Below are 24,122 nucleotides of genomic sequence, written 5' to 3'. Positions count from 1 at the left end.
TTTAAGCTATACTGATGATGTCGATCTAAATCAAAAATTAGAACAATGGGAAAAATTTTATAATTTCAATAGACCACATTTTTCATTTAAAGGATAAACACCTTATGAAATACTAAAATCTAAACTAAAATAATTATATTTAAAGTCTACGAAGTCATGAAGTACGACATAACATAATTTTTAATAAGTGTTACTTCCCGATGCAGAAAGTATAAAAGCCTTTATTTATCAATAGTGTAGGGGAGTGTGGTGTACTATTGGTGTACAAAAAGTATTAATATTTTAACGAAATATTAGCAATATCCGATAAAAGAATCAATCTTAATTATTACAATTTAATATTACTGATTAAATAATTCTTGATTTGTTTTGCTCTTTAATGATATTAATAATTTGTTTTTGAATCCAAACAGGAGCGTACTTTAATTGTTTTTGAACCACTTCATTATTTAATTGTTGCACGTTAGGTTGTATTTGAATTAAGAATTCATCTGTCACGTTTTTTTGACCTATTTCTTTAAAAGCCTGAACAATTAAGTGTAATAATTCATCTTTGATGGCAAAGCTTTTAGGAACTGTTTTTTTGAATTGAATGGTACGATTTCCTATTCTTATTTCGCGTTGTGATCCATCAGTTAGATATACAGCTTTTAAAGGAACCTGAGTTGCTAATCCTAATAAATATAAAGCCAAAACTCCTGAGGGAGAAATACGTGCCTTATCTCGTTGTGCGATTTGTTTCGCTATTTCTTCAGTTGTGGGATAAATAGTACCTAACAACGGATCTTTTTTAGGTTTAAGATAAATACCTTGAGCTAAACGCTCAACTAAACCTTCTTTTTCTAAACGAGAAAGTACTTTACGGATGTTATCTGAAGAGCCATATTTTGAGAAATCAGCTAAAAAAAATATTTTGCCAAAAGATGATTTTGAAATCTTTGTTTCTATTTGATTTTTAGCTGATTTCATTTTGTTTTTGGTTAATTTTATGTCACAAATTTAGTGAAAATTTGTGACAAAATTTAATTTTAAAAATGTAATTATAGTAATTCTATATCTTGTAATTTTCGCCCAAATTCATCATCTGCTGCTAGTTTGAAAAGATCATCTTGTAAACCTAGGAGTGTACTTTAATTGTTTTTTGAATGACTACATTATTTAATTGTAGCACAGTAGAATGTATTAGATTTATGAATTCATCTTTCACGTTTTTTTGGCCTATTTCTTTAAAAATGCACTGTCTTTTAAAGTGTATAAGTTTACAAATATAGCTTGGGTTAGCTTTTTCAAATCCATCTAACCTCCCCATTATTTAGTTCTGTTTTCAAATTAAGATTTATTAAGTGCAATATATTGCACTATTTATATGCTTTTAGACTAAAAACGAGCAACACTCTTTAGAAAGTGCAATTAGTTGCACTTTTCTTGTTTTGTATCAAATTTCTTTCTAAATTTACATTAAAAGTGCAATAAATGACACTATTAATAATCGAACAGATAAAAGAACGTCGTAAAGTTTTAGATATTACACAAGAATCATTAGCAGATATTTCGGGTGTAGGTTTACGTACATTAAAACAATTTGAAAGTGGTAAAGGTAATCCAACTTTAGAAACGCTTCAAAAGTTGTGTGATGCCTTAGGATTAGAAATTAAATTAGAGGTTAAAACAATTGAATCATGAGAATTGCTCAAATTTTATATAAAGGAGAAAGGGCAGGAGTTCTAACGCAATTGGATAATGGTCGCTTTCATTTTATCTATAATGAAGATTGGTTAAATGATGATTCTAAGCCTTCTATAAGTTTAACGTTGCCTAAAAATCAAAAAGAGTTTGATTCTGAAACTTTGTTTCCTTTTTTCTATCATTTATTACCAGAAGGGGTAAATAAACGTATGATTTGTAAAACATATAAGATTGATGAAGATGATGCTTTTGGAATATTATTGAAAGCATCTAAAATAGATACAATTGGTGCAGTAACAATAGAAAGAGTGTAAAATGAAATTAGAATTAATTAATTGTCCCGGTTCTTTAAAAGAAAATTTTAATGCGTACAGTCCTGTTGTTCTAAAGAAAATGTTTAATGGTAAAAAGGTAAGTCCATTTTTAAATTATACTTCGCCAACTGATCGTAAGGATAAAAGTAGTTTTAACCAAAATCAAACACATATTTCTATCTCAGGTTTTCAAGAGAAATATTCTTTAATTCTTGATGGAAATGAACTAAGATTAACGAATGAAAACGAAAGTGGACATTATATTTTAAAACCAATTTCTGATTTACCTAAAAACAGTGAATTTGCACCAGCAAACGAGCATTTAACAATGCAAATAGCTAAACAAATTTTTAAAATTGAAACGGCAGAAAATGCTTTAGTTTTTTTTAAAGATGGAAGTCCAGCATACCTTACTAAACGATTTGATTACAATGAAATTGGAGATAAGTTAGCTGTGGAAGATTTTGCTTCTTTATTAGGGAAATCTCCTGCAACTGATGGGGAACAATACAAGTATGAAGGAAATTATCTCGAATTATTTGAAGCCTTGAAAAAATATGTCCCTGCTTGGAAAGTAGAAACTCCAAAGTTATTCGCTTTGATTGTTTTCAATTATCTGTTTTCTAATGGAGATGCACATTTAAAGAATTTTTCGTTGATAGAAACTCAGCAAGGTGATTTTAAATTAAGTCCAGCGTATGATTTGTTGAATACGAAAATTCATATTGATGATTCAGATTTTGCTTTAAAAGAAGGTTTATTACCTAAAACCATTTCAAAAGGAAAAGTCATTGATCAGTTATTTGTATTGGGTGAGAAAGCAGGAATGATAGAGAAATCGATAGTAAAAGTCATTCAAAATCTAACTTCTAAAGAAGAAGAAGTAAAAGACTTAATTTCAAAATCTTATTTATCTGAAAAGTTGAAACGTAATTATTTGCAAAGTTATCAGCGAAGGTTAAAACGATTAAATTTAGAGTTAAGAAAGTAAAGGATAAATAAATGTCCGTTATTCTACACAAATTATAAGTTTTTGTATGAAATAACGGACGTTATTATCAATCTAATAAAGAATTAATCTGATTTCCAATCTCCTCTTGCCAAGTTTTAATATCCGTTGATGTTGCAATTTGCATTATGCTACATTCTTTATCAGACATTTCTAAATGATTTTCAGAACTAAAGTAATTTCCTTTCTGAATTGAATGCTGGTCAGAAGGATAGACAAGTGCTACTTTCTTAGCTTGATAAAATCGATGATATACATACATCTGACGAAGATCTTCAGGCGATGGATTGTAACCGTTAAGATTCTTCCATTTCGTATCTAAGACGTAATGACGCTATGATTGACGTTCCAAATGAATTATCTGATGTCTTTATCAGTCTAATTGATCAATAATTTTTAAGAAAAAAACCTTCATTTTATTATTAAAAATGAAGGTTTTTATAATTCGTTATATATCTACTAAGTCTTCGATACAACATTTTACAAACGTCACTCTAACTCACGAAACTTGACGGTTTGTTATTTTTTATTGAAATATAGATTTAGATTTAACTTTAAGTTAATCACCCTTTTTTATCTTCGATGTTAATTTGCAAAAAACAATAACGCCACGACAAAGCAAATTATCACATGAAAACAAGAAACATTTTTAAAACAAGTCTATTGTGTATCATCTTTTGGGCTGGAAATTTAACCGCTCAAGAAAAATACGAAACGCCAAAACTAGATCATCAAAATTCATGGTCTATTATTATGATACCAGATATTCAGAACTACACTAAATTTAGTCAAAATCAGCCTATTCTAGAGTTAATGACGAAATGGGTCGAGAATAATATCGATCATTTAAATATCAAGATGGTAATGTGTGTTGGTGACTTGGTTGAGCAAAATGAAATCATCAATAATGGACATGATGGAAATCAGACGGCACAAAAACAATGGGAAGCTGCTGCCAAAGCGTTTAGTTATTTAGATGGTAAAGTTCCTTATATTACAGCAACAGGAAATCACGATTACACCATTAATCGTGAAGGAAAACGTTGGACTCGCCTAGATGAATTCTTTCCTATTGATAAAAATTTTTTGAATAGAAAGACGATTGTACAAAATGGTGTGGACGAAAATGAAAAAGCTACACTAGCCAATTCAGCATTCGAATTAAAAAATTTAAATGGTAAAGATTTTTTATTCTTAACTTTAGAGTATGCGCCAACAAATAATACAATCGATTGGGCAAATAAGATTGTAAAACTAGAGCAATATAAAAATCACCAAATTGTTATGATGACACATGCTTATTTGGGTAGAGATGACAAACGATTGGCTAAAGATGAAACCTGGATTATTTTTGAGCCTTATTCTATCAACAATAAAATTCAGAAATCAGAACGTATCAAATTACCTAATTCAAATAATGGAGAACAAATTTGGCAAAAATTAGTTAAGTCAACCTCGAATATGCAATTAGTTTTATCAGGTCATATTTCTGGAGAAGGTTACAAACAAGATAAAAATGAAGCTGGTAAATCTGTACATCAAATTTTATTCGATGCCCAATCTATGGGGGGAGGTCACAATGGAAATGGTGGCGATGGATGGTTAAGAATCTTAGAATTCTATCCTGACAATAAAACGATTAAAATAAAAACTTTTTCGCCTTTATTTGGAATTTCTCCTACTACTCAAGAACACGCCTGGAAAAAAGATCAACGAAACGAATACGTCATAACATTGGATTAAGTATAAGCATCAAAAATAATTTTAAAAAGGTAGAGAAATCTACCTTTTTAGCTTTAAATAATGATTATTAGTGAATTTTTAAAATTATCAATAAAGATTTAACGATTATTTCAAAATATTAACAATTACTTAAAAAACGGTTAAACTTCAATTAATACGCTTTTACAATAAACATTATAATTTCGCGCCAAACTAATAAGACACATGAAACGATTAACTATTCCACTACTCTTATTTGGTGGACTTATTTCATTACAAGCGAAAAATACCTCTCATTACAACCTACATTCAAATCATTCGCAGCAATTTGCTCTAATTGGTGACTTTCCAATAAAAATTGTAGACGAAAATGGATTCGGCATAGCCGATGTACAAGTTTATGTCAAAGAATTAAATCAATCATTTTACACTGATATAAATGGAGATTTAAATCTTGAAACTGAATTAGCTGAATTAACTTTGAATATTAATTTCGATGGGTATACCAGCCTAGAACAAAAATTTTCAACAACTTCACCTATTCAAATTGCACTCCAACCCCAGCAAACAAATTCATTAGAAGAAGTTGTCGTAATTGGATACGGTACTGCAAAGAAAAAAGATTTAACAGGATCTATTTCTGATGTAAAAGGTGAAGAAATTGCAAAACGAAATGTAACAAATGTATCTCAAGCATTACAAGGTTCTATGCCAGGGTTAATGGTAACAAGAAGTAGTGGTTCGCCAAATGCTTCAGCTACAATTGTTGTACGTGGTATTACTTCAATTGGAGATACTTCACCTCTAGTTATCGTAGATGGTGTTCCTGTTAAAAGTATTGATGATGTTAATGCAAATGATATAGAAGATGTAACAGTCCTTAAAGATGCTGCTTCTGCTTCAATTTATGGTGCCCGAGCAGCTTCTGGTGTAATTTTGATTACAACCAAACGTGCAGCAAAAGGTAAAACCAATATTGAGTACCAAAATGCAATGACTTGGATTACCCCTACAACTTTTCCTACAACAGTTGGTGCAAAACGATACATGGAAATGATGAATGAGTTTGCTTGGAATGATACAGGAAATGCTAAAGGTTCTGAACATTCAATCTATGCACAAGAAACCATCGATAATTATAATAACTTAAACCTAAAAGACCCTAATAGTTATCCTTTAACAGACTGGAAAAAAATATTGCTAAAAAATAGTGCCTTCAAAGAAAGTCATGCCATTTCATTAACATCTGGAAATGAGAAATCGACTACTCGTGCATCTATTAGCTATGATAATATGGGTGAAATTTATGCTAATCAACATTACAAACGTTTGATGGCACGCGTAAACAATACTTACAAGGTATCAAATAAGCTAACTGCAGATTTTGATATGAGTTATGTCTACTCGAAAGAAGAAAGTCCAAATATTAATCCTATTTGGGAAGCAATCCGTTTTGCTCCTATTTATGCAGCTTTTTGGGAAGATGGGCGCATTGGAGATGGAAAAACCGGTTCTAACGCCTATGCTAAACTGCATTATGGTGGCACAGATGACACATGGAAAGACATAATGAATGGGCGTGTTGCATTACATTACGAACCATTGAAAGGCTTAAAATTTTCTGCTATCGTTGCACCAAATGTCAGTTTTAATAAACGTAAAAAATTCGTAAAACAAATCCCTTATTATTCACCAGAAGATCCAAACGTATTTATGGGATACATGGGAGGTTTTGCATCAACTAATTTAGCAGAATATCGTACAGATGAAGTTGCTTTAACAAAACAATTTTTAGCAAATTATCAGAAACATTTCGGAAAACATTCTTTAAATGCTTTAATCGGATACGAAGATTTTTATACAAAAAATGAACTTGTAAAAGCAACTGGTGATTATTTCGAACTAATGGATTTTCCTTATTTAGATTTAGCGCCAACAGATTACCAACAAGCAAGCGGAAGTGCATACGAAACATCATATCGTTCTTATTTTGGACGTATAATGTATGATTATGCAAACAAATATTTTATACAAGCAAATATTCGTTACGATGGTTCTTCTCGTTTTCATCCTGACCACCGATGGGGTGCTTTCCCTTCTATTTCGGCTGGATGGGCAATATCTGAAGAAAGTTTCTTAAAAGATGTCGATTTCCTTTCATACCTGAAAGTTCGTGCTTCTTGGGGGCAACTAGGAAATGAGCGTATTGGATATTATCCCTATCAATCATCTATCAACTTCTCTAATGCTTTATTTTATATGGGAGGTCAGGTAGTTTCAGGAACAACTGCTGCCCAAGTTAATTATGCGATCAATGATATCACTTGGGAAGTAACAGAAACCAAAAATATTGGTTTAGACGCACAATTCTTTAAAAATAGATTGAATGTAACATTTGATTATTACAAGAAACAAACCTCTGATATGTTGTTAGAATTAGAAATTCCTGATTATATAGGTTTCGAAAATCCACAACAAAATACAGGTTCAATGTATACAAAAGGCTGGGATTTCTCCGTTTCTTGGCGTGATAAAATTAACAATTTGAAATATGGTATTGCCTTAAATATTTCAGATTCAAAATCAGTTATGGGAGATCTAGGAGGAATTGTATTTGATAGTGCTAAGGCAATTATGGCAGGTGGCCAATACAAAGAATGGTATGGATACATAGCTGAAGGTATATATCAAACTCAAGATGAAATTACAAATTCTGCGACATTAAACAAAAATGTAAAACCTGGTGATATACGATACAAAGATATTAGTGGACCAGATGGTGTTCCTGATGGAATTATTTCACCAGAATACGATCGTCAATTATTAGGAGGATCTTTACCACGTTATTTATTTGGTGGAACAATCGATATGAACTACAAAGGTTGGGATTTTGCTATGACCGTTCAAGGTGTAGGTAAACAAAATGCATATTTAACTCCAGAATTAATGAAACCTTTCCAAAGTGCTTGGACAAATCCTTCTGGTATCATCGACGGAAATTATTGGAGCGTTTACAATACACCAGAAGAAAATTTAAAAGCAAAATATCCTCGCTTATCTAACGTGGGTGCAGAAAATAACAATTATGAAACATCTACTTTTTGGATGACGAAAGGAGCTTATTTCCGATTGAAAAATATCACACTTGGGTACACTTTACCTTCAACATTAACAGACAAAATAGGTGTTGCAAGTTTACGCGTATTTGCCTCTGGAAATGATTTATTCTCAATCGATAATTTCCCAAAAGGATGGGACCCTGAAGTAAATTACAATACATACATCAGCCGTTCATTCACTTTAGGTTTATCTCTAAAATTCTAACATCATGAAAAAAATTATAATCGCATTATCTATAATTGCTTCTTTTAGCTCTTGTACCGATTTAGACCTAAACCCTTTATCAGAAGGATCAAGTGAAAATTGGTACTCAAACGAAAGTGAAATCAATCTATCTTTAAACGATTTATACCGTCAATATGCTTGGGACATAGAAATTAATTGGCGTGCAGAACGCATGTCTGATAACTGGTCGCAAAGACAAACCATGAATGATTATGCTGCTGGAGCAATTACATCTAATTGGAGTGTGGCAGAATTAAATTGGGAAAGTTTATACAAAGCAGTTTCTCGCGCAAATACAATTCTCGAAAATCTAAAAAAAGCGGATAATACTGTTTCAGCAGAAAAGAAATTACAATTCGAAGCAGAAGCTCGTTTTATGCGTGCCAATGCTTATGGTAGATTAGCATTTCTTTGGGGTGATGTTCCTTTTTATACCAATACCCTAAGCATTGAAGATGCTTTCAAATTAGGAAGAACAGATAAAAAAGTTGTCATCAAACAAGTGTACGATGATTTAGATTTTGCAGCGAAAAATTTACCAAAATCTTATGCAGCTAATCAACTTTCTCGTGCCACAAAAGGTGCCGCTTTAGCATTTAAAACTCGATATGCATTGTATTTTAAAGATTATTCTTTAGCAAAAGAAGCAGCTAAAGCATGTATGGAGCTAAATCAATATTCGTTATATCCAGATTTTGGTGAGTACTTCAAATCAAGTACACGTAATGCTACAGAAACAATTTTCGCAATTCCTCGTTCAACAGAGTTAGGTGAAGAATTAAGTGTGAAGAACTTCATTCCGCGCACTGCAGGAGGGTCTGCTGTTGCTCAACCTTCATGGGATTTGTTCTTTTCTTTTTATGCTTCTGATGGTAAACCCATTGACGAATCGCCTTTATTTGACCCCAAAAAACCATTCGAAAATAGAGATCCTCGTTTAAAAGAAACAATTGTCGAATTTGGTTCAGAGTTTTTAGGTTACATTTATGATCCAAATCCTTATGCAACAACTGTTCTCAATACATCGACTGGTTCTATGGTTAAAAATAATGACACTCGTGCCGTTGATACCTACGCATCTTATAATGGACTTTCATTAAAAAAAGGAGTTGATGCTGATTGGTCAGATGACTACAATGCTGATACAGATATTATTATCATGCGTTATGCTGATATATTATTAATGTATGCTGAAGCTAAAATAGAATTAAATGAATTAGACCAATCTGTTGCAGATGCAATTAATTTAGTTCGCAAACGTGCCTATAAAGATGCAGGAGCATACCCAATTGTTACAGTCTCAAATCAAACTGAATTAAGAAAAATTGTTCGTGCAGAAAGACGTATGGAATTTGCATGGGAAAACCGACGTTTAGATGATTTAATTCGATGGGAATTAGCAGATGAAGCCTTAACAATTGATAATTACGGATTCTTAGATCCAGCAGCCTTAAAATCAAAAATTGTAGACAAAGGATTATGGGTTTTCCCTTCTACACCTCAAATTGATGATAATGGCTTAGTTGATCTAAAACCAATGTTCAATAAAGGTCAAATCAAAAAATTAGCCACACGTAATTTCAATTCTCGTCAATATTTATGGCCTATACCATATAAAGAAATATCAATTAATCCAAATATTAAACAAAATCCTGGTTATTAATAACTATAAAGCATCTATTTCTTCTGAATAGATGCTTTTTTATTGGCATTTCACGAAATCATAATCCTACATTCTCAAGAGGGAAATATTGGAAAGTCCAATTCAAAAGGAAAAGTCATTGATCAATTCATAATATTGGGAGAAAAAGCTGGAATGAAAGAAAAATCAATTATAAAAGTTTTTCAAAATTTAACTTCTAAAGATGATCAAGTGGAAGATTTAATCAATAAATCGTTTTTATCTGATAAGTTAAAACGTAATTATTTACAAAATTATCAGCGTCGATTGAAGAAATTAAAAATAGTTATAGATTGAAAAAACTGAACGAGAAGATTTCCTTAACACATTTTTTATAATTTATCCTTAAAGGAAAATAGAATAGGTTATTCCTTCTTTTCAACGTAATTTTAGAAGCGAAATAATAGAATCAAAAATGAAAAAAATAGATATTACAACTTTAGATCATTTAGATCAAATTGATCAAGCATCTTTTAATCAACCAAAAATTATTTATAAACACAGTACAACTTGTGGGTTATGTGATATTATTTGGGATATTGTAAAAGAAAGCGATTTTGAACTGAATTATTTAGATTTATTAACGTATAGACCACTCTCTAATGAGATTGAACGACGATACAATGTTCAGCACGAATCACCGCAAATCCTAATTATAAAAGATGGAAAATGTGTGTACAATGCATCACATCGTAAAATAAAAAATGAAGAAATTCAGAAACAATTAGATCTACTAGTTAATTTATAACATATTTTAGAAATAATTATTGATCAAGCATAAATGTCCGTTATTACATGCAAAACATATTAAATTGTATGAAATAACGGACATTTTAAGTTATGGATTTTAAAATTTTGAATATTGTAAACTCAAAAAATTATTTCGCCTAATGATGATTTTAAAATCTTTGTTTCTATTTGATTTTTAGAAGATTTCACTTGGTAATACCTTTATATTTTGTAACAAATTTAGTAAAAATTTGTTACAAAATTATTTATAATAATCCTTAATTATGAGAAAAACTATATAAATAATCCATCATTTCTCTAGCAAAATCTCTGATATCTTCTTCATTACTACTAGTAAATAAATGCGAGTCAGGATTTAACATTGTTCTAAATTGATGAAATTTTGCATTAACGCTAGGATCTGTAAAAAGAGCATTAATTTTTTCATTTAGATTTCCAAAAGGTGTCCCGTCTTCCGAAAATGTTTTAAATTGTTTTATGTAAAAATGTGGCAAATACTGACTTTCTAGAAATGGTCTCAAATATACACGAATATCTTCTTCAGATTCTCTATTTATAAATGCATGTATCTTCAAGAAAATTTCATCATATTTTGTTAAAGTAAATTTTCTTGCATCATTTATTCTTCGTAAGAAACTAGTGGTGTTATCTTGTGCTATTTCAATATAAGAAATAGCGATATCATCATTCATTCCTCGTTCAATAAAATTCTTTATAAAATGACTATAATGTGTTAAAATAACAACTTGACTAACCTCTGTAATTGTTTCTTTAATTCTTGTTATAGATTTCATTATTCTATTATCATCAAAACTTGTAATAGGATCGTCTAAAACAATAATGGCTTTACTTTTTTGTTCATCTGTTAAAAAATCTATTTTTGCCCAAAATAATGATAATGCTAAAGCTCTTTTATCAGACTCACTAAATACTTTTGCAATATTATTATCATTAACATCAACACCTTTGAATTTCACTTTTAAAAAGTAAACGGGTTGATGACCACGGTTGTTAGTTACTCTCTCTAGTGTAAAATTTTCACTTCCAAATTGCTTAAAATAAAAATCTATTTTAGCAAAGAAATCATTTAAATACTGACTTTGATTTGTAGATAAAGTTGATTCATTAGTAATTATATTTTCCTCTAAACTTCTTATTTCATTACACTCTCTTAAATAAGAATCACAATCAGAATTCTGTTCTACTCTAGCAATTATTTTCTTTTTAATTACAATTTGAGATTCAATATCAGCAATTTTACTTGTAATTTGACTTAAATCTCTATAAGGCTCTTTGAATTGGTTTATCTCAACTATAATAGCACGTATTATTTCATCAATTCTCGTTAGATTAGAAATATATTTAGTATGAAAATCAATTAATTCTGTAAAGTCTAGTGCATCTATTTTTTCATGAGGTATTCTCTCTTTTTTGATGAAAATATCATTAATTACATCAGAATATTGATTCAATAAACTATTTAATTTATTCTCATTTGTAGAACTGATTAATTCTTCTAATTGAGTTATCAATTCACTAAAAGAGTCTTTATTGATTAATTGTGTATACTGTACTAACAGAGCTTGTTGAGAAACTATATTGTTCAAAAAATTAAAACTTTGCGTTGACCAGTTTTTTCTTAAAACTTCAATTTGTTTCAATATATCTGATATATAATCTTTATATGCTTGATTAAAAATAGAATGAAAAACATTAATTAAATCTTCTGCATTTTCTAATGATTGACCACAAAAAGTACAATTATTTGTATCATGTTTTTGGATATCTAAACCTTCTTTAATCCACCGTTCAGCTATATCTTTAGTTTTAAAATTACTATCTATATGTTCATTAAGTTTGGTAAGTGCTAAAGAACTTATTTCAGAAAATTCTCTTTCCAATAATATATTTGTATCATCTATCAATTCATTAATAGATAAATTAGAGGCATTGATACATTGTATATCAGACAATCCTAAAATTACTGATGGTTCTTCTAATCTTTTCTGTTCTTGCTTTAAGTTACTCTCTAATTCAATCAGTTGAGATTTTATTTCATCAATATTAATTGTAGAAATATCAGTAGATAAAAAGGAATGAAATTCACTTTTTTGCTTACCCCTTAGATATTGGGGAATTAAATTAGGTAAAGCTCCCTTCTTTTGTCGTAATAGTTTTTTTTCTTCCGCGATTTGCGTTGCCAACTGAACACCTTGTTGCCCCAATACAAATGTTGTGAAGTTTTCTTTATTTTGTCGTTCAACAGATATACCTGTGAATAGATTTTGATGAATAAATTCTGAACTAAATATGAACAAATTTTCACTAGAACTTCTCTGTGACCATCCATTGTTTGAAAAAATACTGTCAATTTGACTTGTTGAACCAGATGGTCTAAAAGAAATTATTATATTTTGATTTCCTGATATTTCTGGAATGGATTTTCTGTTAGTAATTAATGTAGGGTCATTATCTCTTAAAGAGGTTAAAATATCGGTTAGAGTTGACTTTCCTCTTGTATTCAAACCATATATAAATGTTAATTTTTCGAATTGAATAGAACCTCCATTTGAAAATTGCCTGTAACTTCCAACATTATTTATATTTTTAATTTGTTTGATCATAATCCACAGTGTTTCCTTAAGTTATTAGTAGTTTTCTTTTACCCCTCCAATGTTGTTAATCTACTTAACAACAATAGCGCTTGGGTTATTTATTTATTAACAATTACTCGTAAATCAATATCAGCTACCTCTTTTAGATAATTAGCCGTTACTCCCAGTAATGTCATGATAGAATCTGAAGTATTTTGTTTAGACAAACTTGGTTGAACGATGAAAATTTCAAAATTCATAGGTTTTCTGTTTTTAGCAATAGTCAACAACCTTTCGATATCTTCTTTAGAACCTTTTTCAATCCTACTTCTTTCATTTCCACTTCTAGTTTTTATTTCTCGTCTCAATAAGTGTTGAAAAAACTCGTATCCTTTCTTATGCTTCCAATGAATTGATTTTTGAGCTTGACCACATACTTCATAAAAATTATCAACTCTAGTATTGACTTTACCATCTTTTGCGAATTTTAGATGATAAAACTGTATGTTTATTTCATTTTTAAGTTCTTTTATGGTTATAATATCTGCTATTTCTCCTGAGTAATCATCATCATAAATAATATCGAAATCTTCATTGATTAAATGTTGAATTACTTTATATTGAATAGAATTAGTTTTAAGAGGATAAATCCCTTGGGCTTCTTTACTTAAGTCAACTCCATCCCAATTCCAATCAATTAAGTTTTCGACTGGATATGGTAGTATAACCTGTTTAAGTTGAACATATTCGTTTCCTTGAAGTGCAGAACCATCAGCAAACCATATTATTGGTGGAAATTTATTAAAATACTCCGTTGTTTTAAAAACTTTAGAAGCTATCTTTATTTCAGATTGAATACCATCTAAAGAAATTATTCTAAAATTAGGATATTGATTTCCTTGTTCATCAGTTTCAATATATAGTTCTTTCTTTAATTTGGTAGCTCCGTTAGGTGTTGTTATTTGAAACTCGATAGCGTCTCGATTATCTATATTAATCAATTCAATTGAACATTCAGCAGAGTTAAAAGTTCCATTAATTGTTATTTCTATTTTATCTTCAGGGAAATTATAGAAATTATCATCCCAATCTATATATGTTGGATATTCATCAGGAATTTCATAAATAACTTCAGGAATTAAAGTATCTCGTAAGACTTGATTTGGGTCTATACTTTCATCAACTAGTTTATTTCCTATATTATCACACCAATTAACAAAACCCTTTAAATTGTTTCTTAAATAACTCCATATTCTTCCTTTATAAGAGCATCCTAAAGTTATTTTTTCACCTTCCTCATAGCCAGATCCAAAGACAAAAGCTTTTTCCCCTCTTTGTTGTTCAGCTAAGGATAAAGCATCTTGAATATCAGTTCCGACACGCATTGTAAATCGAATTTTTCTATTAAGAAATTCTTTTAATCCAACGTTTTGTAAGGAAACACGTTTTACATCATAGAAACTACGATAAACTAAAAGCTTATTTATAAGTTCAGCATTATCATTTAATACGGATTTTGCTATTTCAGGATATAAGTTAGACTTATCTGAACTATGAATAAAAAGAAGGTTATTTTTCTCGTTATAATATAATATTGTAAGCTTCCAATCTAATCCAAATACTTCCTTGTAATTTACCCATTCAACTTCAGATTTAGAGGCTGTAATAATTACAACTGTATTTTCATGAGGATTATAATCATGGAATTTATATTCCAACTCATCATAATCTTTGATACCATTTTTAAAATCTAATAAATCGTATGAATAATCAGGATTTAAATTTTTATAAATGACTGTACTTAAAGCAAATTTTATATTTTGAAAAGGAATTTTCGAATTATCCAAATGTTGAAAACCATTAATGAATTCTTCAAAATCAATTTGTTCAGAAACTTGATCAGAGCTTAATCTTGATAATAAAACATTCCAATCTGAATCTTGTGCATATAAATCACTTAATTCATTTTCTGTTTCAGAATCTGCCAAATTAGCGATAAAAGTTGCGTTTCCTAAATTATCATCAATAGAAGTTCTTGTAAATCTTCCTGCAAATTGTAATGTGATTGGTAGACTTTTTCTAATGTCATGAAAAGCTGCAATTTTTAGTTGGGGTAAATCAAAACCTTCACCTAGCATATTTACAGCAACTATAATTTTATGCTCGCCATTTATAATATTTTGTAAAATCTCTTTTTTATTTAATATAGTTGAATGAATTAAGACAGGTTTTAGATCTTCATATTCTTCATAATATTTGAAAACTTCATATGCTTTAGCTTTTTTTTGACATCTAGCCATCAAAATATGATTATGTCCATTAGCTAAGTCTTCACGTAGTTTTTCTACTGCTTTTTGTGCAATTAATTTGTGACCTTTATTTAAGTCATATTCTCTAATAGGGAGAAAATCTATTGGTCTGAAATATCCTTGCTCCTGTGCTTTTTTCAAACTGAAATTAAAAATAACTTTTCCTTCAATTCTTTTTTGATCATTACGAAAAGGAGTAGCAGTAAACTGTAAAATTTTATTATTGTTAAATGCTTTTCTAACTCGCTTCCATGAGTTTGCTTCAACATGATGTGCTTCATCAATAAAAACGTTTGAGACATGAGAATTAAGAATAGCTAACACATTAGGTGGGAAATTTGACAAAATATTCATTGTTGTAACAATGACATTTGATTTTTCGATAAATTCAAGTAAATCTTCGTTATTTTGAAAACTTTGGTAAATTATACCAACTTTAGGATTTATAACACCTGGATTAATAATTCCAAACTGTTTTAATAATCCTAATTTTAAGAATTTATTTGAAATTTGAGTTCTTAATGCATCTGATGGAACTGTAATAATTACTTTATTTAACTTTCCTGCAATTAAAGTAGATATCATTGTTTCTGTTTTTCCTGTACCAGTAGGCATTACAACAGTACCAATTTCATCAGAAACTTTTAAATGGCTTAAAATTGAATAAAGTGCAGCTATTTGAGGTTCACGTAATCCATATATTTTTGCATTAATATCTTCTTCTAAAAAATTAAAATTACGAGCCCAAGAATTAACAATTTCGGAATTTGTATATTCTCTTTTTAGAGGGTGTTTTAACCATCTTTTTAAGATAATATCATCTTCAATTGACTGTTCAGTTGGTTTTTTGTTTGAAAGTAATATATAATCAAAATTAGTAGATTCAAAATCTTTATTTGATGTAACACAAATTCGTCTACCATCTACTAATATTACAACATAACCTCTATAACTATTTTGAAAAAAATAATCTACATGAACACTTTCTAAAACGATTTGTTCTATTGTATTTTTAAAACCAACTTTGTTAAAGTAAGATAATCTTAATTCAGGAAGTAAAATTTGATTCATAAATAATTATATTTAAATGCAATTTTGATTGGATGATTAGTCAGTAGTGGAGTTTGATTAAATTTCCTTATTCCATCTTGGAAGACTATTGTTTTGTTCAAGAAAAGCTTTTAGTATTGATATTTCTAACGCCCTTGGTTGATCAAAACATTGTGAATGATATGTTCCATACCATTTAATTTTTAAAGAATTAATACTTTCTAAAACCATTTGTTTTGGTAAAGAATTACGGCGAAAATCTCCAAATTGTTTTCCTTTTAAAAAACGACCTCTTAAACCATCTTTTCTAAAAACAATATTTCCTTCTTTGCTAGTTCTTCCACTGATACCGACATAAAGTAACTCATTCGAATCTCCATCATAAAACAGATATAGCCCTGCTAGATCATTTATTTTTGGAATATTACAAACTTCACTTAAAATCGAAGTTTGATTGAAAACAAAACTTCCTTTTAATAGATAATTTTCTAGATTTTTAAGTAATTGTTTGGTCATAATATTTATAATTATTTAAGCCCCCAACGCTTCTCTAAGCACCTGTTGCAACAACAATTCGTTGGTTTGCCCACTTTGTTTTACTTGTTCTTCCAAGGTATCGCAATAACCCATGAGCTCATCCAACTTCACCACAATGCGTTCTTGGATTTCTAAGGGTGGAAGTGGAACAGTTACTAAATTCATATTACCTTGACTAAATTTAGGCTGAAAACCTCCTGTTAAATATGGTCTTATATCAAATGTATTTAGCCAATATTTCATGTAATACAAAAGTGTGTCATTAGAATACTTTAAAACATGAGCATGATTATTTACCCAAAATTTCCCTTCAGCAATAAATGCTAGAGGTGTTGATTTTGAAATCAAATTATTACCATCCTCTCCTATTAAAAGATATTTTCCATCATGTGTATAATCATGTATTTTGTCAATTACTCCAGATGCACCATAATAATCATATATTTTAGCCAAACCATTTCTTTCATTTTGAGAAATAGGTTTTCTAGCCCCATCGCAATTTATTGTGATTTGATCCAATCTACACCAGGTCCAATTTTCAGGGATAACGAAAGGGATTTCTTCATCAGTAATCGGTGCTAATGGTTTTGGTTTCTTGATTTTCTTTTCTTTCACCAATTGGGCTTTTTCGGCTTGTATTTCGGTTAATAAATCAGCTCCGGTTTTGTTGTCGCTGGTTTCATTGCTCACCAACAACCCTTGCATCGCCTCACGCAAAAACGCCTGACGTAGATTTTTAATCAAGTCTAATTGGTGGGTGATTTCGGTGGAAATTGAATTGTTTACTACTTTTTTATCTAATACTTTAGATATTTTTAATCGAATAGATTCTATATATTCAATATTAGAGTTGCTATTAATATTATTCAAAATATTAACAAACTCTTTTTGTTCATTAATTTCTAAATCAGGAATTAATCCCTTCTTTAATAATGAATAATGACGACCATAATCTTTAGTATCAGTAATTACTCCGTGTAGAAATAAATAATAGAAATAAATATCAAAATCCTTCTTAGGTTTTATTAATTTAACTCCGTCAGCTCCTATAATAAATTCTTTATCAATTAATTTGATAGTTTTTGAATGGTCTCCAAAAGCAATTAATGGCAAATCATTTGAAATAAGTAAATCTGACTTATCACTAAAACCTATAGAATAAATTTTACTCTGAGAAATAACTTGATATTTACCAATTTTAAATACTTCATTAAGTTTAAGACCTTTAGGTAATTTAAAACTCAATTTATCTAACGATCTTTCAACAGATAGAAAATTTTTATTGTTTCTTTCCAATTCTGCATTAATAATTGGGATTATATTTTTTAAATCTTCAATATTAACTTTCATTACCCAATCGCTTGTTTTAGTTGTTCTAATAAAGTATTGGTTTTGGCTAACGAATCTGACAATTGTGTCATCAATTCTGCCGAAGAATGTTCAATTACTTCTTCTTGTTTGGTTGGGTTTTTAATATCCAAATCAAAATTGCGCGCAATCAGTTCGTCTATGCTTACTTTCCAAGACACTTCGCTTTCGGTACGGTTGTTCCACCAAGCGGTAATTGGTTCAAACTCGGCTTCTTTTATCGGTTTGGTTTTGCTGTAAGCTTTTTGTCCTTCGGGTAAACGGTGTTCGTAATACCACACTTCTTGCGTGGCAAAGTCGGCGGTTTCGTTATTGTGGTGAACTTTCTCAAAAAACAACAAATTGGTTGCTACCGTGGCATACGGCTGAAACACCGAGTTAGGTAAACGCACAATGGTATGCAAACGACAATCTTTCAGTAACTTTTCTCGGATGCGTTGTTTTACACCATCGCCCGTTAACGAACCATCGGGCAATACAATCCCCGCACGTCCACCTACTTTTAGCAAGTGAATCATCAGAATCAAAAATAAATCTGCCGATTCTTTGGTACGGTAATTTTGTGGGAAGTTGTTTTCGTTGTTGTTGGATACCACGCCACCAAAAGGCGGATTGGCTAAAATAACATCTACACGGTCTTTTTGTTTGTATTCCGTCAACGGTTGATCCAACGAATCACGGTAAGTAATATTCGGTACTTCGATATCGTGTAAAATCAAATTGGTCGTTGCCAACAAATACGGCAAAGGTTTGTATTCCCAACCGATTATATTGTCTTGCAAGGCTTGTCGATCTTCTACCGAATCCACTTGTTGGTAAATATGCTCGATAGCAGCCGTTAAATAACCACCCGTACCACAAGCAGGATCCAAAATACGTTCGCCCAATTGCGGATTCAGGGTTTTAGTAATAAACTGCGTAATGGCACGAGGCGTATAAAACTCACCCGATTTTCCTGCGTTTTGTAAATCTTTTAGTAAAGATTCGTAAATGTCTCCAAACGCGTGTTTATCCTTGGTACTGTTGAAGTCGATTTCGTTCAACTTATTCAACACCTGACGAATATGCACGCCTTTTTTCATGTAGTTGTTGTTGCCCTCAAACACTTCGCGTACAATCACCGCACGTTTGTTGCCCGTACTGATGTCCAAGTTTCGCAAAGCAGGAAACAGTTTTTGGTCAATGAACTCTAATAATTCATCTCCTGTAATGCCTTCATCATCACCTGCCCAGTTTTCCCAACGGTATTCGGTTGGTATAGGCGATGTATAATCGTCGTTTAATAATTCTAATTCTTGGTCTTTATCGGAAAAGATTTTTAAGAATAGCATCCAACCTAATTGTTCTAAACGTTGTGCATCACCGTTTAGCCCATTATCCTGTCGCATTATTTTTCTGATGCTATCTAAAATTCCTGATATACTCATTGTTGTTATTTTTCTAAAATAAATTACATTTTTGGTTTTTGCATTTCCATCAAATTGATAGGTTCTGCTAATACTTTAATACCTTGAGAACTTTTACCTGTTCCAAAGATTTCTGTCCAATATCCCGAATTTTGTTTTGATCCAAATACTGTCGTAGAAAAAGTGTTATTTTTCCATAGAGGTAAGTCAGCTAAATTAATGATAAAATTACGGATATTGTTCCAAAGAGCATCTGTAAATTCATATTGAAAAACCTTCTTTTCATCAATAATCTGACCAGTAGAGATATAGTAATTCTGAATAATTTTATGAATTAGTTTTAAATAAGAATAAACAATCTCTTCTTTAGCCATTCTGTAGGCTCTCACATGATCGGCATTGATATTTTCACCTTTCTGAATTTTATCCTCAATTTTAAATGTTCCAATATTAAAATCAAATTTTTCATCAAAAATTACTTCTGATAGAATGTTCATCAACTTTGTTATTTGCTCAACTTCTAAAGTTCTAGGATTTTTACCTTCATCCATTTTAAATGAAATAGGTGTTTCTAATAAATCACCGTATATAAAAAAAGAATAGAATGTTTTATCAATAGTAGAATATGATAGTGGCTTCTCTTTAGCACGTCCACCCATATCTACATATTCCATTAATTTGTTCTCTGTATGTTTGGTCACTTTGTCACGAACGGCATCAAGAATATACCGTTTTAATTCTCTAGATTCTCCTTTGAAGAAATTAACCAATTCCTTTTCTGAGAAGTTTAAATTATCTTCGGGTAAATCCAAATCTTTTTGATAACGACTTACTCGATCATAATATAGCGTACTTCCTAAATGTCTTTGTACAGATTTATCAAAAGCTACTTGTTTTAAAGTTGTTCCAGCACGGAAATTTGTCTGTATGAGTTTTTCTATATCAGGATTAATAAAAATACGAACAGGAATATTTCTGACTCCCAACAAAATTTGAGCTGCCGCTTTATGTTGACCATCAAAAATTTTAACTTGACATGAATTAGCATCGCTTTTTTCTTCAATCCAACCTAAAGAAATATGCAATTGAGGGTTACCTTCATAAAATTCAGAAATTAATTTTGCAATATTACTACCAATAGGTCTAGGATTTATAATATTATCATGATGTAGATACTCTATTGGTAAATTAGTAAAGAAGTACTTTTGTTTACTTAGTTTATCTTCATAGACTGGTAATGATATAACATTTGTATCAGCTATATCAGCTAAAGAATATTTAATGTTATCGTTTTCTACTTTAAATTTTAATTCATGTAATCCTCCTTGATTTATTTTTAAAATATCATCTAAATTAGATGAACGATCTTCTTCAGTTTTAATTTTTTCCTGAATTTTTAAAAATGAATAAATTCTTCTTGCTAAATTTAAATCACTTGCTTGTTTTGACCGATTAGCAGAAGAAAATGTTAAAGCAAAGTTTGATTTATCATCTTTACCACCTAATTTGGTTGGTATTACATGGTCAACATCTAAAAGGTCGTAATGAAGATCTAAATCTATATCATCTTGAGTAATAAAACATTTACCACTTTGTATGTTGTAAAGTTCTTCTATTAAATTTCGTCTTTCTTCTTTTGATAATTTGTTTAAATATATTGATGCCATTATGCTATACTATAAATTTCGTTTTCTAATTCTTTAATTGCTTGTTGATATTGCGTTTTACCGCCAAATGATTTAACTATCTCAACAGGTGATCCAAAGCTTGAGATTGGATTAATTTTCAAAACATCCATCGATTCTAAATTTTCAATTCCTTCATCTGCATATTTGTCAATTAAGGCATCGATAACTTTGATAGCTTTGTCTCCATACTTTGTAAAATAATTACGTTTTTTTACATTATTTGCTCGCTCTTTACGAGTTAACGGAGGTTGTTCAAAAGCTACGTGACAAATAATATCAAATAAATCACATTCTTTATTTACTGCTTCCAATAATTCATGTACAGGAACACCTTGTTCTTCTAATTCTTTTATAATGGCATTTTTTCGATCAGCTTCATTCCATGTTTTCAAAAATTTATCCATCGTTTCAAACTGTTCGTTAATTAATTGCTTTGTATAATCTTTTAATCCAATTGTAATGGGTTTACCATTGTTATCAAAGTATAATTCACGTTGATTTAATACACTTACATCTACACCGTTGATATAAATTTTTTTAGGTTTTTCTTTTTTCTCTGTAAAAGGAGAATCATTGGTATTGTAAGGAGGTTTAGGATCATTAATTATATCAGTTGCCTCATCACTATTATCTTCATTTTCAAAATCATCATCGATAGGTTCATTATCTCCAATAACTTTTACTCTTGTTGGATCTCCATCAAAATTTGGATCAGCAAAAAGATCTGTGGCATTTCTGAAATCTAAAATGGTAAAATATAATTTTCCAAACTCTTCATTAACCCGAGTTCCACGACCAACAATTTGTTTAAATTTAGTCATAGAACCTATTTCCGTATCTAACACAATTACCTTACAAGTTTGCGCATCTACACCAGTAGTCATTAACTCAGAGGTTGTAGCAATTACAGGATAAGTTTGTTCAGGATCAATAAAATTATCTAATTCACGTTTTCCTTCATCATTATCACCCGTAATTCGCATTACGTATTTGTGATTTTTAGCAACTAAATCAGTATTTAGATTTGCAATTGCAGTTCTCATTCGTTCAGCATGATCTATATCTCGGCAAAAAATGATGGTTTTGTTATAACGATTTGTATTTTTTAAGAATTCGGTTACTTTTTGAGCGACAATTTCAGTACGTTCATCTACAACCATTGTACGATCAAAATCTTTACGGTTGTAGATTCTATCTTCTATGATATTACCTTCCTTATCCGTTTTTCCATCGTTAGGTCTCCAACCTTCTAAATCAATATCTAAACTTATTCTAATGACTTGATAAGGCGCTAAAAAACCATCCGAAATACCTTGTTTTAATGAATAAGTATATATAGGCTCTCCGAAATATTCTTCATTGCTGACTTCTTCTGTTTCTTTTGGTGTAGCAGTTAAACCAATTTGAGTTGCAGAACCAAAATATGTTAATACTTCTCTCCATGCAGAATCTTCTTTAGCACTTCCTCTGTGGCACTCATCAATAATGATTAAATCAAAAAAGTCAGGGCTGAATTGTTTAAAAATATTTTTATCCTCTTCATTCCCTGTTAATCCTTGATAAATAGCTAAATAAACTTCATAAGATTTATCGACTTGTCTTTTCTGAACTATAGTCATTTTATCTTTGAAATGTTTAAAATCGCCACGTTTAGTTTGATCGATTAAGGAATTTCTATCTGCTAAAAATAAAATTCTTTTTTTGGCTTTAGATTTCCATAAACGATGTGCAATTTGAAAGGCTGTGTACGTTTTTCCTGTTCCTGTTGCCATAACTAAAAGAATACGATTTTGCCCTCTAGCAATTGCTTCAAGTGTACTATTTATAGCATTCTGTTGGTAATAACGAGGAGTTTTTCCTGAACCATCAAAAAAATAATCTTGTTCTACAATTTCTTTTGCGTATTCTGTTTCAATTCCTTTATATTTTAGGTATTTACTCCATAATTCTTCAGGAGACGGAAATTCGTCTAATTCTAATTCAGTTTCAATTTGATTTAGATTAGTTTTGTCATGAAATAAAAACCGATCACCATTTGTAGAAAAGATAAATGGTAAATTTAAAATTTCAGCATATTCCAAACCTTGTTGCATTCCTGCACCAACTGAATGGTTGTTTTCCTTCACTTCAATTATACCAATTGGTATGTTTGGTTTACAATAAAGTATATAATCTGCTCTTTTCTTTTTACCTCTAGTAGTTAAGTTACCACGTATATGAATTCTACCATCAGTAAAAGTCTTTTGTTCAACATATTGCTTCATTCTATCCCAGCCAGCAGATTCGATAGCAGGAGTAATGAATTTTGTACTAATATCTTGTTCAGAGAATTTACGTTTATCCATAAGTTGTGTTTGTTGTAAATATACAAAATGTTAATCTGCAAATAAAGTCATAATAACGGATAATTATTTACGGTAAACCGTATTTGTTAATGTTTTTCAAATATATTGAAGTATAGCGACAAAATAAGACGCTATGATAATAAACAAAGAATAAAAAGGGAGAGTAGGATATAAGCTTTTGAAATAAAAAAGTATATTTAACCCGTAGTGCATTTAGGTAATATTAATTTTTAATTTGTTAATATTTCTATTTTGGTTTCTGTTTATTGTTTGAATAATAGTAAGCGTTAGTATTTTAGATAGTATCCTTGTTTTAAA

At 30.2% G+C, this 24,122-nt stretch carries 16 protein-coding genes and 2 pseudogenes; 8 read left to right on the top strand and 10 right to left on the bottom strand.

The annotated features are described in order from the left end of the window. Positions 1-348 precede the first annotated feature (348 nt). Positions 349-969, bottom strand: coding sequence for a DUF6088 family protein (locus B3I31_RS03120; RefSeq protein WP_291087502.1), 621 nt, complete (start codon positions 967-969; stop codon positions 349-351). Between the two features lie 504 nt (positions 970-1,473). Between B3I31_RS03120 and B3I31_RS03115 the strand changes: the two genes are divergently transcribed. Genes B3I31_RS03115 through B3I31_RS03105 form a run of 3 tightly spaced genes read left to right on the top strand, consistent with a single transcriptional unit; the run spans position 1,474 to position 2,991 of the window. Beyond that, positions 1,474-1,683, top strand: a complete 210-nt coding sequence (locus B3I31_RS03115) for a helix-turn-helix transcriptional regulator (RefSeq protein WP_291087499.1) — start codon at positions 1,474-1,476, stop codon at positions 1,681-1,683. Further along, a complete protein-coding gene (locus B3I31_RS03110; RefSeq protein ID WP_038330354.1) occupies positions 1,680-2,000 on the top strand; it encodes a HipA N-terminal domain-containing protein in 321 nt (106 codons plus the stop codon). The genes B3I31_RS03115 and B3I31_RS03110 overlap by 4 nt, the downstream gene beginning before the upstream one ends. Before the next feature lies 1 nt (position 2,001). Further along, positions 2,002-2,991 carry a type II toxin-antitoxin system HipA family toxin gene (locus B3I31_RS03105; protein ID WP_291087497.1) on the top strand — a complete coding sequence of 330 codons (990 nt, stop codon included), beginning with the start codon at positions 2,002-2,004 and terminating at the stop codon, positions 2,989-2,991. A 67-nt stretch (positions 2,992-3,058) separates the two neighbouring features. On the opposite strand, the pseudogene B3I31_RS03100 reads toward B3I31_RS03105, so the two are convergent. Beyond that, positions 3,059-3,325, bottom strand: a pseudogene (locus tag B3I31_RS03100) (hypothetical protein); the annotation flags it as partial. A gap of 314 nt (positions 3,326-3,639) precedes the next feature. Between B3I31_RS03100 and B3I31_RS03095 the strand changes: the two are divergent. From B3I31_RS03095 to ytxJ, 5 genes are all read left to right on the top strand, one after another. Next, complete coding sequence (locus B3I31_RS03095; RefSeq protein WP_291059578.1) at positions 3,640-4,752, top strand: metallophosphoesterase; 1,113 nt, start codon at positions 3,640-3,642, stop codon at positions 4,750-4,752. Positions 4,753-4,956: 204 nt separating this feature from the next. Next, the gene (locus B3I31_RS03090) at positions 4,957-8,055 is read left to right on the top strand and encodes a SusC/RagA family TonB-linked outer membrane protein (RefSeq protein ID WP_291059580.1); all 3,099 of its coding nucleotides are present in this window, start codon (positions 4,957-4,959) and stop codon (positions 8,053-8,055) included. A gap of 4 nt (positions 8,056-8,059) precedes the next feature. Next, entirely contained in the window at positions 8,060-9,739 is a 1,680-nt protein-coding gene (locus B3I31_RS03085) for a RagB/SusD family nutrient uptake outer membrane protein (RefSeq protein ID WP_291059582.1), read from the top strand. Positions 9,740-9,781: 42 nt separating this feature from the next. After that, positions 9,782-10,054 carry a hypothetical protein gene (locus B3I31_RS03080; RefSeq protein WP_291087494.1) on the top strand — a complete coding sequence of 91 codons (273 nt, stop codon included), beginning with the start codon at positions 9,782-9,784 and terminating at the stop codon, positions 10,052-10,054. 118 nt (positions 10,055-10,172) lie between these two features. Then, positions 10,173-10,505 (top strand): bacillithiol system redox-active protein YtxJ, encoded by a 333-nt coding sequence (ytxJ, locus tag B3I31_RS03075; protein WP_291069682.1) that lies wholly within the window; start codon positions 10,173-10,175, stop codon positions 10,503-10,505. 259 nt (positions 10,506-10,764) lie between these two features. Here ytxJ and B3I31_RS03070 read toward each other — a convergent pair whose 3' ends face one another. The 8 genes and pseudogenes from B3I31_RS03070 to B3I31_RS14665 form a co-directional block, all read right to left on the bottom strand. Further along, positions 10,765-13,131: an AAA family ATPase gene (locus tag B3I31_RS03070; RefSeq protein WP_291087491.1), complete on the bottom strand. Its 2,367-nt coding sequence runs from the start codon at positions 13,129-13,131 to the stop codon at positions 10,765-10,767. Between the two features lie 89 nt (positions 13,132-13,220). Then, positions 13,221-16,481, bottom strand: a complete 3,261-nt coding sequence (locus tag B3I31_RS03065; RefSeq protein WP_291087489.1) for a DEAD/DEAH box helicase — start codon at positions 16,479-16,481, stop codon at positions 13,221-13,223. A gap of 57 nt (positions 16,482-16,538) precedes the next feature. Beyond that, positions 16,539-16,976 carry a hypothetical protein gene (locus B3I31_RS03060; protein WP_291087486.1) on the bottom strand — a complete coding sequence of 146 codons (438 nt, stop codon included), beginning with the start codon at positions 16,974-16,976 and terminating at the stop codon, positions 16,539-16,541. 15 nt (positions 16,977-16,991) lie between these two features. Next, on the bottom strand, positions 16,992-18,347 hold the full coding sequence (locus B3I31_RS03055) for a restriction endonuclease subunit S (RefSeq protein ID WP_291087483.1): 1,356 nt from the start codon (positions 18,345-18,347) through the stop codon (positions 16,992-16,994). Beyond that, a complete protein-coding gene (locus tag B3I31_RS03050) occupies positions 18,347-19,792 on the bottom strand; it encodes an HsdM family class I SAM-dependent methyltransferase (protein ID WP_291087481.1) in 1,446 nt (481 codons plus the stop codon). The genes B3I31_RS03055 and B3I31_RS03050 overlap by 1 nt, the downstream gene beginning before the upstream one ends. Before the next feature lie 23 nt (positions 19,793-19,815). Continuing rightward, positions 19,816-21,438 (bottom strand): HNH endonuclease, encoded by a 1,623-nt coding sequence (locus tag B3I31_RS03045; protein WP_291087478.1) that lies wholly within the window; start codon positions 21,436-21,438, stop codon positions 19,816-19,818. Beyond that, positions 21,438-23,804 (bottom strand): EcoAI/FtnUII family type I restriction enzme subunit R, encoded by a 2,367-nt coding sequence (gene hsdR / locus B3I31_RS03040; RefSeq protein ID WP_291087475.1) that lies wholly within the window; start codon positions 23,802-23,804, stop codon positions 21,438-21,440. Before hsdR ends, B3I31_RS03045 begins: the two co-directional genes overlap by 1 nt. A 213-nt stretch (positions 23,805-24,017) precedes the next feature. Further along, positions 24,018-24,122 (bottom strand): annotated as a pseudogene (locus B3I31_RS14665) (IS982 family transposase); the annotation flags it as partial.

This window comes from Empedobacter sp. UBA3475, assembly GCF_002378465.1.
Taxonomy (GTDB): Bacteria; Bacteroidota; Bacteroidia; order Flavobacteriales; family Weeksellaceae; genus Empedobacter; species Empedobacter falsenii_B.
Note: the sequence above shows the minus strand (reverse complement) of the source record. Positions and strands in the feature narration are given on the sequence as shown.

Coding starts and splice junctions, on each gene's coding strand:
- B3I31_RS03120 (WP_291087502.1), bottom strand. CDS start 969: ATGAAATCAGCTAAAAATCAAATAGAAACAAAGATTTCAAAATCATCT.
- B3I31_RS03115 (WP_291087499.1), top strand. CDS start 1,474: ATGACACTATTAATAATCGAACAGATAAAAGAACGTCGTAAAGTTTTA.
- B3I31_RS03110 (WP_038330354.1), top strand. CDS start 1,680: ATGAGAATTGCTCAAATTTTATATAAAGGAGAAAGGGCAGGAGTTCTA.
- B3I31_RS03105 (WP_291087497.1), top strand. CDS start 2,002: ATGAAATTAGAATTAATTAATTGTCCCGGTTCTTTAAAAGAAAATTTT.
- B3I31_RS03095 (WP_291059578.1), top strand. CDS start 3,640: ATGAAAACAAGAAACATTTTTAAAACAAGTCTATTGTGTATCATCTTT.
- B3I31_RS03090 (WP_291059580.1), top strand. CDS start 4,957: ATGAAACGATTAACTATTCCACTACTCTTATTTGGTGGACTTATTTCA.
- B3I31_RS03085 (WP_291059582.1), top strand. CDS start 8,060: ATGAAAAAAATTATAATCGCATTATCTATAATTGCTTCTTTTAGCTCT.
- ytxJ (WP_291069682.1), top strand. CDS start 10,173: ATGAAAAAAATAGATATTACAACTTTAGATCATTTAGATCAAATTGAT.
- B3I31_RS03070 (WP_291087491.1), bottom strand. CDS start 13,131: ATGATCAAACAAATTAAAAATATAAATAATGTTGGAAGTTACAGGCAA.
- B3I31_RS03065 (WP_291087489.1), bottom strand. CDS start 16,481: ATGAATCAAATTTTACTTCCTGAATTAAGATTATCTTACTTTAACAAA.
- B3I31_RS03060 (WP_291087486.1), bottom strand. CDS start 16,976: ATGACCAAACAATTACTTAAAAATCTAGAAAATTATCTATTAAAAGGA.
- B3I31_RS03055 (WP_291087483.1), bottom strand. CDS start 18,347: ATGAAAGTTAATATTGAAGATTTAAAAAATATAATCCCAATTATTAAT.
- B3I31_RS03050 (WP_291087481.1), bottom strand. CDS start 19,792: ATGAGTATATCAGGAATTTTAGATAGCATCAGAAAAATAATGCGACAG.
- B3I31_RS03045 (WP_291087478.1), bottom strand. CDS start 21,438: ATGGCATCAATATATTTAAACAAATTATCAAAAGAAGAAAGACGAAAT.
- hsdR (WP_291087475.1), bottom strand. CDS start 23,804: ATGGATAAACGTAAATTCTCTGAACAAGATATTAGTACAAAATTCATT.